12 protein-coding genes and 1 pseudogene are annotated in these 14,136 nt (G+C 33.3%); 9 read left to right on the forward strand and 4 right to left on the reverse strand.

What is annotated here, in order from left to right:
- Together ACQ0RB_RS11960 and ACQ0RB_RS11965 are read left to right on the forward strand one after the other, a co-directional pair.
- Positions 1–657: pseudogene (locus ACQ0RB_RS11960) on the forward strand (hypothetical protein); the annotation flags it as partial.
- Between the two features lie 14 nt (positions 658–671).
- Positions 672–1,331 carry a hypothetical protein gene (locus ACQ0RB_RS11965; protein WP_430498698.1) on the forward strand — a complete coding sequence of 220 codons (660 nt, stop codon included), beginning with the start codon at positions 672–674 and terminating at the stop codon, positions 1,329–1,331.
- On the opposite strand, the gene ACQ0RB_RS11970 is transcribed toward ACQ0RB_RS11965, so the two are convergent.
- Genes ACQ0RB_RS11970 through ACQ0RB_RS11985 form a run of 4 tightly spaced genes read right to left on the reverse strand, consistent with a single transcriptional unit; the run spans position 1,315 to position 4,162 of the window.
- Positions 1,315–1,890: a 5-formyltetrahydrofolate cyclo-ligase gene (locus ACQ0RB_RS11970; protein WP_430498700.1), complete on the reverse strand. Its 576-nt coding sequence runs from the start codon at positions 1,888–1,890 to the stop codon at positions 1,315–1,317. The genes ACQ0RB_RS11965 and ACQ0RB_RS11970 overlap by 17 nt on opposite strands.
- Positions 1,859–2,869, reverse strand: a complete 1,011-nt coding sequence (locus ACQ0RB_RS11975) for a succinylglutamate desuccinylase/aspartoacylase family protein (protein WP_430498704.1) — start codon at positions 2,867–2,869, stop codon at positions 1,859–1,861. Before ACQ0RB_RS11975 ends, ACQ0RB_RS11970 begins: the two co-directional genes overlap by 32 nt.
- Entirely contained in the window at positions 2,866–3,741 is an 876-nt protein-coding gene (gene rimK, locus ACQ0RB_RS11980; protein WP_262732315.1) for a 30S ribosomal protein S6--L-glutamate ligase, read from the reverse strand. Before rimK ends, ACQ0RB_RS11975 begins: the two co-directional genes overlap by 4 nt.
- Positions 3,719–4,162 (reverse strand): ATP-dependent zinc protease family protein, encoded by a 444-nt coding sequence (locus ACQ0RB_RS11985; protein WP_129759583.1) that lies wholly within the window; start codon positions 4,160–4,162, stop codon positions 3,719–3,721. The genes rimK and ACQ0RB_RS11985 overlap by 23 nt, the downstream gene beginning before the upstream one ends.
- A gap of 114 nt (positions 4,163–4,276) precedes the next feature.
- Between ACQ0RB_RS11985 and uvrC the strand changes: the two genes are divergently transcribed.
- From uvrC to ACQ0RB_RS12020, 7 genes are all read left to right on the forward strand, one after another.
- A complete protein-coding gene (gene uvrC / locus ACQ0RB_RS11990; protein ID WP_430498705.1) occupies positions 4,277–6,067 on the forward strand; it encodes an excinuclease ABC subunit UvrC in 1,791 nt (596 codons plus the stop codon).
- Positions 6,067–8,304 carry a patatin-like phospholipase family protein gene (locus ACQ0RB_RS11995; protein WP_430498707.1) on the forward strand — a complete coding sequence of 746 codons (2,238 nt, stop codon included), beginning with the start codon at positions 6,067–6,069 and terminating at the stop codon, positions 8,302–8,304. Before uvrC ends, ACQ0RB_RS11995 begins: the two co-directional genes overlap by 1 nt.
- 217 nt (positions 8,305–8,521) lie before the next feature.
- Positions 8,522–9,679 carry a homogentisate 1,2-dioxygenase gene (locus tag ACQ0RB_RS12000; protein ID WP_134198471.1) on the forward strand — a complete coding sequence of 386 codons (1,158 nt, stop codon included), beginning with the start codon at positions 8,522–8,524 and terminating at the stop codon, positions 9,677–9,679.
- A gap of 126 nt (positions 9,680–9,805) precedes the next feature.
- A complete protein-coding gene (gene hppD / locus ACQ0RB_RS12005) occupies positions 9,806–10,966 on the forward strand; it encodes a 4-hydroxyphenylpyruvate dioxygenase (RefSeq protein ID WP_129759579.1) in 1,161 nt (386 codons plus the stop codon).
- Between the two features lie 149 nt (positions 10,967–11,115).
- The gene (locus ACQ0RB_RS12010) at positions 11,116–11,895 is read left to right on the forward strand and encodes a DUF3108 domain-containing protein (protein ID WP_129759578.1); all 780 of its coding nucleotides are present in this window, start codon (positions 11,116–11,118) and stop codon (positions 11,893–11,895) included.
- Between the two features lie 4 nt (positions 11,896–11,899).
- Entirely contained in the window at positions 11,900–12,832 is a 933-nt protein-coding gene (locus tag ACQ0RB_RS12015) for a tryptophan 2,3-dioxygenase family protein (protein WP_129759577.1), read from the forward strand.
- 14 nt (positions 12,833–12,846) lie between these two features.
- Positions 12,847–14,136: a peptidoglycan DD-metalloendopeptidase family protein gene (locus tag ACQ0RB_RS12020; protein ID WP_430498710.1), complete on the forward strand. Its 1,290-nt coding sequence runs from the start codon at positions 12,847–12,849 to the stop codon at positions 14,134–14,136.

Consider the following 14,136-nt stretch of genomic DNA (forward strand, 5'->3'; position numbering starts at 1 on the left):
TCAGCAATGAAATATATGTTGGAAGAACCTCAAATAGTAATTGTTTATAACGAATTGCAACAGTTGGAAAAACTGTCGCCAAAAGATAAACGTGTAAAATATAACATTGCAGCTATTGAGCTTAAGTTGTGGCGATATAAAGCAATGGATATTGATAAAAACAAACTTAAAAGCAAAATAAATGCTTTAAAAACCTATGGTATTAATCAGGAACTAATCTCTAGAATGCTGGTGAATTATCATATTATTGAAGCTGAAAATTTAATGCGAAAACGCGATTATGCCAACAAGGACAAAGCTGTTTCGTATATTAAAAACAGTTATAAAAGTTTTTATTTATCAGACTATGATTATTTAAGTTTAGCGCAGTTTTTTAGCTATTACGCTAATACTGATATGGCTGTGGAACTTTTAAGCCCAAAAGCAAAAAGCATTGATATTGACGAAAACTTGCTGTTTTACTATTTGAATTTAACCATCATAAATCCTGAGCTTACACAAACGTCAGATTATAGAACTATTATGTTAAATGCATTAAACATGAACAAAACACGCTATTGTAAATTGTTTAATCCTTATGGTGAAGGTGGAGTTACATTTCAGTTGTTGGAAGATAGTTATTTAAGAACAACCTATTGTGAGAGTTGTGAAAATTAAGTGTCATTAATGGTTTGAAAAAGTCTAAAGACATATTGATAATTATTTTTTTGGTTCTTGTAATTTCAGTTTTGATTTATTTGGTTAGCATGTTTTTTCATGTTCAAAAGAAATATCGCGAAATTCCAATTGAAAAAAATGAAGTTGTTAAAACGTCAAAATTAGATGTTAACTCTAGTTTAGTTGAATTTTTAAAAAGTCCAATAGATTTACAGAAATTTAAAAGTGACAAAAAGAGAAATGTAACAACAACAGTTACTAATGGAATGAATTACTACTTCTCCCCAAAATTTAAAGATTCAATTTTTTATAAATACAATTTTATAACAGAAAAAGAAGGAGGTAAGCTTGGAATTAATAAACTAGTTGTCTTTAAATATGGAGAAAGCAAACACAAGTATGACGATTCAACAGAAATATTGATAGAGCTAAAGATTTCTAATAAAGATGTAAGTTTAAAGAAAGCAAACCTTGTTGGAACCACAAAAAAAGATATAGAATCTAAATTTGGAAAAGATTATTTAGTCTTTGAAAAAGGAATAGTTTATTCTCACAAAGACAAAGTGTTAATAATTGAGTTTAACGATTCTATAGTTAGTTCATTTAAATATATAAGATTAAACACTAATGTAATTGATAACGAGTTAATCCGAAAAATTAAAGAGAGCGATTAAACCTATATATGGTTTTAGGCGTCACGCAACAATCTAAAGTTACGTCACTTTCAAAAGTGTCTTCAATTTGGGTTTCTGCTTCAAAAAAAGACAGTCCAATTTTTAGTGTTTCAGGGTTGCATTGCGACAAGAATTTATCATAAAATCCTTTGCCATAACCTACACGATGACCTTGTTTATCAAAAGCTAAAAGCGGAACAAAAACAACATCTATTTTTTTCGAAGGAATAGCAATACCATCAACTGGTTCTGGGATATTATAATGGTTTTTCTTAATAACTGTTGCATCAGTTAAGAGAAAATGAGTCATTTCATACGTGTTGAAATCACTTTTTGAAATCACTATGTTTTTATCTTTTCCTGAGAGGATGTTTAAAATAAAATCGGTATTGATTTCCTTTTGTTCTTCAATAGATAAAAAAATATGATAAAACGATTTGTCCCAAATATCTAATTGGAGTAACGCATTTGCAATTTGAAGACTCAAATCATCAACATCATCTACTGTTAAAGCGTTGCGTTTTTGTTTATAAGTTGCTCTTAAGGTGGCTTTTTTCACTTGAAGAGGGTTTTAGTTTAGTGGTAATATGAAAAAGGGCATCACCTTGATATACAATAGGAGATTCATTAACATTAATAATATAACCCGAAAAAGAAGCTCTCACAAAGTGGTTGAATTTTCCGTAAGGGTCAGTAATATTACCAATAATATCTCCTTTAGTCACTTCAGAGCTTATTTGAACTGAAGCTCTAAACATACCTGAAATATTTGCACGTTGCCAACGACTGTCTAAAATATAAACAGGATTGTTTTTAGGTTTAGACACCTTAAACTTTGTAGATAACATACCTAAATGATTTAAGACGCGTTTAGCCCCATTTACACCAGTATTGGTAATGTTGTTATCAATATGATTAGATTTTCCGCCTTCAAACAATAGTACAGGTTTACCATGTTTGCTCAACACGCTTCTAAACGATTTTTTAATGTTTTTTGAGTACAGTATAAAAGGTGCATTAAAAATGTTTGCTAGTAAATCGAGCTCAGGATTATTTTTTACAATACGCATTTGAGGTGCATTAAAACGACCTGCTCCTCCAGTATGAAAGTCGACTACAACATCTACATCAGGAATAACTTCGGTAACTAATTTATTGGCAACTCTACTGGCTAAAGAGCCTTTTTTTGTGCCTGGAAATACGCGGTTTAAATCTCTTCCGTCTGGGAACTCTCTGTTGAGGTTAATAAACCCAAACACATTAATTACAGGTAAGCATACAATAGTTCCGCACTTAGGTTTATTGATGCCTTTTGCTATAATTTGACGTACAATTTCAACACCATTAACTTCATCACCATGAATACCTGCGGTAAATAAAACTACAGGTCCAGGTTTTTTAGAACGTTCAATAATTACAGGAACATCAACACTAGAGGAAGTATGTAAATTAGCAACACCAAAACTAAGTTCGCAGCTTTCGCCAACTTTAATATCGCGTCCTAAAATTGTTATAACTTTCCTGTGTTTGTAGGTCATGTTCTGTTTCTTTCTATATAAGTGATAATAGCTTTTGCTATATTTCTCCCTGTTGCACCTTCAATGCCTTCAAGTCCTGGAGTAGAGTTAACTTCTAATAACAAAGGTCCTCTTGCCGATTGCAGCATATCAACACCGCAAACAGGTAATTTTAAAGCGCGAGATGCTTGCATTGCTAATCGTAGTTCAGCATCGTCTAGTTTTACTACTTCAGCAGTTCCGCCTCTATGTAAATTAGACCTAAATTCGCCTTCTTTACCTTGGCGTTTCATAGCACCAACCACATGTCCATCAACAACCAAAGCTCTTAAATCGGCTCCTTTTGCTTCTTTAATAAACTCTTGAACAATAACTCTTGCTTGTAAACCATTAAAGGCCTCCAACACTGATTCGGCAGCGTTTTTTGTTTCAGCTAAAACAACTCCTAAACCTTGTGTGCCTTCTAAAAGTTTAATAATTACAGGTGTTCCTCCAACATGTTCAATAACTTCTTCAACGTCTCTAGAGTAGTTAGTGAAAACCGTTTTTGGCATACCAACACCAGCTTTACTTAGGCGTTGTAAACTGCGCAACTTATCTCTTGAACGTACAATGGCATCAGAGGTTACAGTTGTAAATACATTCATCATTTCAAACTGTCTTACCACAGCACAACCGTAAAAGGTTACCGAAGTTCCAATTCGAGGAATGATAGCATCTACATAATCCAAATACCTATCTTTATAATAGATGGTTGGTTTTTCTTTTTCAATAATAATATCACATTTTAAAGGGTCAATAACTTCAACGATATGACCTCTTTTTTCTCCTTCGTCGATTAATCGACGTGTTGAATACAAATGCGAATTTCTAGATAGAATGACAATGTTCATGGATGCTGGTATTGTATGATACATTTTGTTGATTAACGTCAACAAGAAATTTCTTGCTCAAAAACTGTCTGCCAATGAGTACAGGAAATTTCATATCATCTCTAGTGCTTAAAGTTAAGTTAATCTTATACGTTTTACCAAAAAATATAATGGTTGATTTTATTTTAAATCTATTTTCCTTAAAACCATTGCTACTTTTTACGTCAGTACGAGTATAGCTGTCAAACACAACTTCTTTTCCGCTAAAATTAGGATGACCAGCACTGTAAAATGTGCAAAAAAGTTTGTTGTCTTTTTCAATAATTTTTGAACAATGTATGGCAGAGGTGTAAGCACCTGTATCTATCTTAACATCAATGCTAAAAAGACCTAGCGTAGGAAAATCTACTCTGTCAATTCTACCAATAATTTGTTTTGTCATGTGTTTTTTTACGTTTTAAAAAAGTGGCGCAATGTAGTAAATAAGTTAATTCAAAAAATTTTAAAAATCATAAATTTTTCACGCTAAAAAATTAAAATATTTACCTTTGAAGTAATGAGCAATACATCACTAGAAATTCAGTTAAAAACCCTACCAAATCAACCTGGTGTATATCAGTATTTTGATAGTGATGGCAAGATTTTGTACATAGGTAAAGCCAAAAACTTAAAGAAACGCGTAAGCTCTTACTTCAATAAACAGCACGATTATGGAAAAACCAGAGTGTTGATAAAAAAAATTGCAACTATAAAACATATTGTTGTTGATACCGAAACCGATGCGTTGTTGCTGGAAAATAATCTTATTAAAAAATACCAACCGCGTTACAATGTTATGCTCAAAGACGACAAATCTTACCCATGGATTTGTATTAAGAATGAGCGTTTTCCAAGAGTGTTTTCTACCAGAAGAGTCATAAAAGATGGTAGTGAGTACTTTGGTCCTTATACAAGTATGAAGACCGTTTCTACATTGCTTAACCTTATAAAAGGGCTTTTTCAATTAAGAACTTGCAATTATGATTTGTCACAGGAAAAAATTGATGCCAATAAATATAAAGTATGTTTAGAATACCATTTAGGAAATTGCAAAGGTGCATGTGAAGGTTATGAGACAGAAACAGAGTATCACGCAAACATTGATGCTATAAAAGAAATTCTTAAAGGAAATTTTAAAGATTCGCTTTCGCAGTTTAAACAGCAAATGAAAGACTATGCCGAAGATATGCAGTTTGAAGAAGCGCAGAAAATAAAAGAAAAAATTGAAGTTTTAGAAAACTACCAGTCAAAATCTACTATAGTCAATCCAAAAATTAGCAATGTGGATGTGTTTAGCATTGTAAGTGATGAATCTTATGGCTATATCAATTTTTTGCAATTATCTTATGGTTCAATTATTCGTTCGCATACATTAGAAATTAAAAAGAAACTTCAAGAAACTGATGTTGAACTTTTAGAATTGGCAATTACCGAGTTAAGACAGCGTTTTAATTCAAAGTCAAAAGAAATTTATGTGCCATTTAAGGTGAATATTGGTGAGCATATAAAAACAACAATTCCTAAGCTAGGAGATAAAAAACACATTTTAGACCTATCACTTCGAAATGCCAAATATTACCGAATGGAACGCTTTAAACAGGTAAAAATCACCGATCCTGATAGACATGTCAATAGGATTATGGCACAAATGAAAGCCGATTTGCGCTTAAGTGAAGAGCCTAGACATATTGAGTGTTTTGATAACTCAAACATACAAGGAACCAATCCTGTTGCAGCTTGTGTAGTGTTTAAAGATGGTAAACCAAGTAAAAAAGATTACAGGCATTTTAATATAAAAACAGTTGAAGGACCAGACGATTTTGCGTCTATGGAAGAAGTAGTGTTTAGGCGATACAAGCGTTTGCTTGACGAAGATCAACCTTTACCACAGTTAATTGTTATTGATGGAGGGAAAGGACAACTGACTTCTGCCTTAAAGAGTTTGGATGTATTAGGATTGAGAGGAAAAATAGCAATCATCGGAATTGCAAAACGTTTGGAAGAATTATTTTATCCAGATGATCCAATTCCCTTATATTTAGATAAAAAAAGTGAAACCCTAAAAATCATTCAACAATTACGTAACGAAGCTCATCGTTTTGGAATAGAACACCATAGAAACAAGCGTAGCAAAAGTGCTTTAAATACTGAGTTGGAAACCATTCCAGGAATTGGAGAAAAAACAGTTGTTGAGCTTTTAAAAACATTTAAATCGGCTCGTCGAGTATCTAATGCAAAACTAGATGAGTTAGAAGATGTAGTAGGTAAATCAAAAGCAGATAAAATTTATAATTACTATCATAATTAATGAAGCATATAATCTTAATAGCACTGATATTTTTTAATATATCACTTTATGCTCAAGAAAGCGTAGAAGAAATCAAGCCCAAAATAGGTTTAGTGCTAAGTGGTGGTGGAGCAAAAGGGTTTGCACACATAGGTGTTTTAAAAGTTATTGATAGCTTAGGTATTAAAGTAGACCATGTTGCAGGAACCAGTATGGGAGCAATTATTGGATCATTATATGCGTCTGGTTATACAGGAAAACAATTAGAATCAATTTTTAGAACTCTAAATTTTGATGATGTTATTAGCGATAATCTACCTCGTGAAGCAAAAACGTTTTATGAACGTGATAATGCCGAAAAATATGCAGTAAGCTTACCGTTTGATAAATTTAAACTTAAGTTGCCTTCAGCAATTTCAAGAGGGCAAAATGTATATAATTTATTAACCTATTTAACGCTACATGTGAGTGAGGTTGATGATTTTCAAAAGTTACCTATTCCGTTTTTTTGTATTGCTACTGATGTAGAAACTGGTAAGGAGGTAATTCTAGATAAAGGAAATTTAGCTAAAGCTATTACAGCAAGTGGAGCGTTTCCGTCTTTATTTCAGCCTGTTGAGATTGATGGTCAACTACTTATCGATGGAGGTGTAGTAAACAATTATCCTATTGATGAGCTTAGAGCCAAAGGAATGGATATAATTATTGGTGTTGATGTGCAAGATGGATTGGCGACAAGAGACGAGTTGACTTCAGCACCTGATATATTACTTCAAATCAATAATTACAGGACAATTAATGACATGAAGTCTAAAGTAAAGAAAACCGATGTTTATATAAAACCAGATATTAAAGACTTTACTGTAATTTCGTTTAGTGAAGGAAGTCAAATTGTGGAAAATGGTGAATATGCTGCAAGTCAAAAGATTGATGAACTTGTAGCATTAGCAAAAACAAATCAAAACTCTGTACAGTATAAAGCAGTCAAATCACCAGATAGTATACTTATTAATTCAGTAAATTTTGATGGTAATAAACGCTACACGAGGTCGTATGTGCTAGGAAAGTTAAGATTAAAACAAAACTCTAAAGTAAGCTATGAAGATTTTAATAGTGGCGTAAATAATTTGGTTGCAACCAATAATTTTGATGCCTTTCAATACAAGTTCAAAAAGTCAAAAGACTCTGATGGTTACGATTTAGATGCAACCTTAAAAGAAAGTAAAGCAACTACGTTTTTAAAACTGGGTTTACATTATGACGATCTTTATAAAAGTGCAGCTTTAGTAAACATAACCAAAAAGCGATTTTTATTTGATAACGATGTAGCTTCTTTCGATTTTATTCTAGGAGATAATGTTAGATATAATTTTGAATATTTTATTGACAAAGGGTTTTACTGGAGTATTGGTTTAAGATCTAGATTTAACCAATTTCAAAAGGGAATTAGTGCACAATTATTGCTAGATGATGCTGAGCAAGACCTAACAGGAATTAACAAGCTAGATGTAGAATTACAGGATCAAACCAATCAATTTTATTTACAAACCCTTTTCAGAAAAGACTTTGCATTTAGTGTTGGAGCGGAGCATAAGCGTTTAAGAATTAAATCGGAAACGATAATCGACGATTTTCAGAGCGATGATGATGAGGTCATTTTTGAAAACACCGATTACTTAAGTTTGTTTGGAGGACTTAAGCTAGACACATATAGTAATAAGTATTTTCCAAAGAAAGGATTTTATTTTAATGGCGATTTTCATTTGTATTTACACGCTTCAAACTTTAACAAGGAGTTTTCTGAATTCTCAATAGCTAAAGCTGATATAGGATATGCGTTTAGTTTTTCTGATAAGTTTGCGGTAAATCTTTTATCACAAGGAGGCTTTAAAATTGGTGACGACTCTACCAAAACACTCGATTTTGCACTCGGTGGTTATGGTAATAACTTTATCAATAATTTTATTTCATTCTATGGGTATGAAAACATTGCCTTAACAGGTAATAGTTTTGTAAAAGGAACCATAACCTTAGACTATGAGTTATTTAAAAAACACCATATAATAGCTGCTGCTAACTATGCAAATATTGAAGATGGTTTGTTTGAGTCTGGAGGATGGATTTCTAAGGTTGACTACAGTGGTTATGCCTTAGGTTATTCAGTAGAAACATTTTTAGGACCGCTTGAAGCAAAGTATACATGGTCTCCAGAGAACAATAAAAGCATTTGGGTCTTTAATATTGGGTTTTGGTTTTAATAATCGTTTAAATTTTTCGATATTTGAGGACATGAAACCATTTTGGGAAGACTTATTACTACACTTACATTTTCTCATCAAGAGAAACCCAGAATAATTAGGCTCTATTGTAATTTCTGCTTAGACAGAAATCTTATATTTTGTATCTTTATATAAATTAAATAACGACTGTTCTGTAACTTTAAACTTTTAATATCAGAACATTAAAATATAAAAAATGCCTTTTTATCATAAATTAGGGAAAATCCCACATAAACGACATACACAGTTTAGAAAACCAGATGGTAGCTTGTACTACGAGCAATTATTTGGAACCATTGGTTTTGATGGTATGTCCACCAATATGTATCACGAGCATAGGCCAACACAAGTCAAAGAAATAAAAAAACAATACAGTGTAGCGCCTAAAATTGCCAAAGCAAATAATATTCAATCCTATAGGCTTCACGGATTTAAAATTCCACAGATAAACGATTATCTCGAAAGCCGAAAAACGGTATTAACCAATAGCGATTGTAGTATTATTTTGGCAGCACCAAAACAATCTACCAAAGAGTATTTTTACAAAAATACCGATGCCGACGAGCTTATTTTTGTACATCGTGGTAGCGGAAAACTACGAACACATTTAGGAAACCTCGATTTTAAATATGGCGACTATTTGTTAGTACCAAGAGGAATCATCTACAAAATAGATTTCGATACCGAAGATAACCGTTTGTTTATTGTGGAGTCTCGTCGTCCAATTTACACGCCAAAGCGTTACCGCAACTGGTTTGGGCAATTATTGGAGCATTCGCCATTTTGTGAGCGCGATTTACGCCAACCGCAAGAATTGGAAACTCATAACGAAACAGGAGACTTTTTAATGAAGGTTAAAAAGCAAGGTGATATTTTCGATATGGTTTATGCCACACATCCTTTTGATGTTGTTGGATACGATGGTTACAACTATCCGTATGCCTTTTCAATTCACGATTTCGAACCTATAACAGGTCGTGTGCACCAACCACCACCAGTTCACCAAACCTTTGAGACCGATGCCTTTGTGGTATGCAGTTTTGTGCCAAGGCTGTACGATTACCATCCAGAAGCAATTCCTGCACCTTATAACCATAGCAATATAGATAGCGATGAGGTTTTGTACTATGTAGATGGCGATTTCATGAGCCGAAACGATATTGACGCAGGTCATATCTCGTTGCATCCAGCAGGAATTCCGCATGGACCACATCCTGGAGCAACAGAGCGTAGCATTGGTAAAGTAAAAACCGACGAGTTAGCAGTAATGGTTGATACATTTAAACCTTTACAAGTAACCGAAGACGCATTAAAAATAGCAGACGAAGATTATTTTAAATCTTGGTTAGAATAACATATTAATAAGAAGCTAATCCTGCTTTCGGCAGTCGCTTTAAAAACTGTCCTATCGAGCGCAGTCGAGATACAGTTTTTAAGAGCTCCAACAAACTGCCTCAATCAGGGCTAAAAAATAAATAAAATGAGCAAAAACATAGAATCAGTAAACTACGGACTAGAAAAAATATTTGAAGGTGCAGAAGACTTTCTACCTTTATTAGGAACCGACTACGTGGAGTTTTACGTAGGTAACGCTAAACAAGCAGCACACTTTTACAAAACCGCTTTCGGGTTTCAATCTTACGCATATAAAGGGTTAGAAACAGGAAGTAAAGACACAGTATCTTATGTCTTAAAACAGGACAAAATACGTTTGGTATTAACCACACCATTAAACTCAAAACACCCAATTAATGACCATATTGTAAAACATGGTGATGGTGTAAAAGTAGTTGCCCTTTGGGTTGAAGATGCTCGTAGTGCTTACGAAGAAACCACATCGCGTGGTGCAAAATCTTACATGGAACCAACAGTTGAAACTGATGAGTTTGGAGAAGTTGTAAGAGCAGGTATTTACACCTATGGCGAAACCGTTCACATGTTTGTAGAGCGTAAAAACTACAAAGGTCAGTTTATGCCTGGGTTTATAAAATGGGAATCTGATTACAACCCAGAACCAGTAGGCTTAAAGTATATTGACCACATGGTTGGTAACGTAGGTTGGGGCGAAATGAATACTTGGGTAAAATGGTACGAAGACGTCATGGGCTTTGTAAATTTCCTGTCTTTTGATGACAAGCAAATCCACACCGAATACTCTGCTTTAATGAGTAAGGTAATGAGTAATGGTAACGGACGCATTAAATTCCCAATAAACGAACCAGCTGAAGGGAAAAAACGTTCACAAATTGAAGAATATCTAGATTTTTATGAAGGTCCAGGTGTTCAGCATATAGCTGTAGCTACAGATGATATCATAACAACAGTTTCGCAGTTGCGTTCTCGAGGTGTTGAGTTTTTATCTATTCCACCAGAAGAGTATTACAAAGCAGTTCCTGGTCGTTTAGAAGAGTTTAGTCATGAATTACGTGAAGATATCGAAACGTTAAAAAGTTTAGGGATCATGATTGATGCTGATGAAGAAGGCTATTTATTACAAATATTCACCAAACCAGTAGAAGATAGACCAACGTTATTCTTTGAAATTATTCAACGTATGGGAGCAAGAGGTTTTGGAGCAGGAAACTTTAAAGCTTTGTTCGAATCCATTGAAAGAGAGCAAGAAAAGCGCGGAACATTATAACAAATGTTTAACAATTACAGTATCAAAAAACTCCGCTAAAATATTGTGGAGTTTTTTTGTTTTAATACTTTTGGAACAGTAATTGTAATTTGTAGTTTATAACAATAAAATGTAAGCAAATAAGTTACATTTACAATCTTGTATAGATCATGAAAAAATTACTACTTATAATAGTTGCCCTGTCTTTTATGCAAACGTCTTTTGCTCAAGAGAAAACTGCATTTCAAGATGGAGAATGGTTTAAGTTTAGAATGAGTTACAGTGGCTTTTTAAAAGCTGGTAACGCAACATTAACAGTAGATGAAACTACCCTTAATGGTAAGCAAGTATACCATGTGGTTGGTAAAGGATGGACAACTGGAGCTATAAAGTGGTTTTTTAAAGTGAAAGATCGCTATGAAAGCTATTTTGATAAACAAACAGGACTTCCATATAAATTTATAAGAAAAATAGACGAAGGTGGTCACACAAAAGATATTGAAATAGACTTTGACCATAAAAAAAGGCAAGCTCACGTTGAAAATAAAAAACACAATACCAAAAAAGTAATTGCTACAGAGAAAGATGTGCAAGATATGGTGTCTGCGTTTTATTTTTTACGTAATAACTATAAAACCGAATCTATAAAAGAAGGAGACATGGTCTCTCTTAATATGTTTTTCGATGAAGAAAACTTCAATTTTAAATTGAAATTTCTAGGAAGAGAAACTATAGATACTGAATTTGGAAAAGTAAAAACACTTATATTCAGACCATACGTTATGGCAGGACGAGTGTTTAAAGAACAAGAAAGTTTGACGCTTTGGGTAAGTGCAGACGAAAATAAAATACCATTAAAAATTAAAGCAGATTTAGCTGTAGGATCATTAAGAGCAGACTTAGAAGCTTTTAAAGGACTAAAGCACTCCTTTCAAGTACAATTTGATTAATACCATGTCTAACCAACAAGATTACGATACAATAATAGAAGCACTTCAACAGAAGTACAAATCCATAAATCAAGATACCGAAGACCATTTATATGGTCTTTTGTACAGTAAACCCATTACTTATTGGGATTATATTCAAACCGATGCACTTTTAAGCCTACAAACGCAACGTACCACGTTACCAGATGAAATGGTGTTTATTGCCTATCATCAAATTAACGAGCTTATCTTTAAAATGATTTTGTGGGAAATTCAGCAAGTAGCCGAAAAAGAAGAATTAGATGCTACGTTCTTTGAAGGAAAAATAATGCGTATAAGTCGTTATTTTGATATGCTTACCACCTCATTCAATATTATGAGAGAAGGTATGGAAATAGAGCAGTACATGAAGTTTAGATATACTTTAACACCTGCGAGTGGTTTTCAAAGTGCGCAATACAGATTGGTTGAATTTGCTTCAACCGAATTAATAAATTTAATAGATTATAGATTTAGAGCTTCTATTGATCGAAATACACCTTACACACATGCTTTTGAGCATTTGTATTGGCAAGCAGCAGGTAAAGATTATAAAACTGGTAAAAAATCAACACTTTTAGTTAATTTTGAAAAACGCTACAAAGATGAGTTTTTAAGGTTTATGGAAAGTTATAATACCAAAAACCTTTGGACGCGTTTTAAAGAATTGCCAGAAAAAGATCAAAAAGATGAAGATCTTGTTAAGGCAATGAGACATTACGATTACACTGTAAACGTTACATGGGTTATGGCGCATTACAATGCTGCAAAACACTATATTGAAAGCGGTACAGGTGATGGCGAAGCTACTGGAGGAAGCGATTGGAAAAAATACATGCACCCAAAATATCAAAGACGTATATTTTTTCCTGAACTTTGGACCAAAGAAGAATTGGATAATTGGGGAATGGACGTATAAAATCAATCAAAATAATGCAATCAAAAAAATTATTAATAGCACTTTTAATTTTCACTTCAATTTTATCATGTAAAGATGATGAAAAAGAAAAAATTGAAGAAGTTCCGCTACAAACCTTTGTTGAACCTGAAGGAATTAAAGAGTTTGGGTTTAATCTTAACGATTATATTGTAAAAAGAGATACCATAAAATCAGGAGATAGTTTTGGTGTTATCTTAGAAAGAAACAATTTAGGGTATCCAAAAATTTTTCAAATTGCTGAAAGAGCTAAAGATACTTTTGACATTACAAAACTGCAAGTAGGAAAGCCCTATACCTTGTTATGTGCTAAAGATTCTATACAAACGCCTAGGTGTTTTATTTATCAACCTAATAAAGAAGAGTATGTGGTTGTGAATTTTCACGATTCCATTCATGCTTACACTAGCCGAAAACCAATAAAGTATGTCGAAAAAGTTGCTACAGGAACCATTTCTAGCAATATTTCAGAAGCTTTAGAAAAGCAAGGTTTAAGCCCTAGATTAGCATTTAAAATGGCTGACGAAATTTATGCTTGGACTATTGATTTTAGACGCTTACAACCAGGAGACAGGTTTAAAGTAATTTATACTGATAAGTATATTGATGACAGTATTTATGCAGGTGTGCATAATATTAAAGCTGCCTTTTTTGAACATAACAAAGAGCCTTTTTACGCATTTCAGTTTGAAACAGATTCTACTAAAGGTATTAAAGATTACTTTAACGAAGAAGCCAAAAACCTAAGAAGAGCCTTTTTAAAAATGCCTGTTAAGTATGGTAGATTGTCTTCTCGCTATAATTTAAAAAGACGTATAGCCTATTACGGTTATAAAATTAGACCTCACAAAGGAACAGACTTTGCTGCTCCTGTTGGTACTGAAATTATGGCAACAGCAAATGGTACTGTAACTGAATCTAGACGAAAAGGAGGAAATGGTAATTATGTTAAGATTAGGCATAATGCAACCTACTCTACCCAATACTTGCACATGAGCAGACGAAAAGTAAAAGTAGGCGACTATGTAAAGCAAGGCGACGTTATCGGTTGGGTAGGAATGACAGGTAATACTGGAGGACCACACGTATGTTATCGTTTTTGGAAAAACGGAAAACAAGTAGATCCTTTTAGAGAAAAACTACCTGAAGCTGAGCCAATTTCTGATAGCTTAAAGGTTAGATATTTAGAATACATAAAACCAATAAGAACCCAATTGGATAATATTCTATTTGAAGAACAAGAACCTGAAATCGAATTAGCAATAGAGGACGATATAATATCATAA

This window comes from Gaetbulibacter sp. PBL-D1, from assembly GCF_050509525.1.
Classification (GTDB): domain Bacteria; phylum Bacteroidota; class Bacteroidia; order Flavobacteriales; family Flavobacteriaceae; genus Gaetbulibacter_B; species Gaetbulibacter_B jejuensis.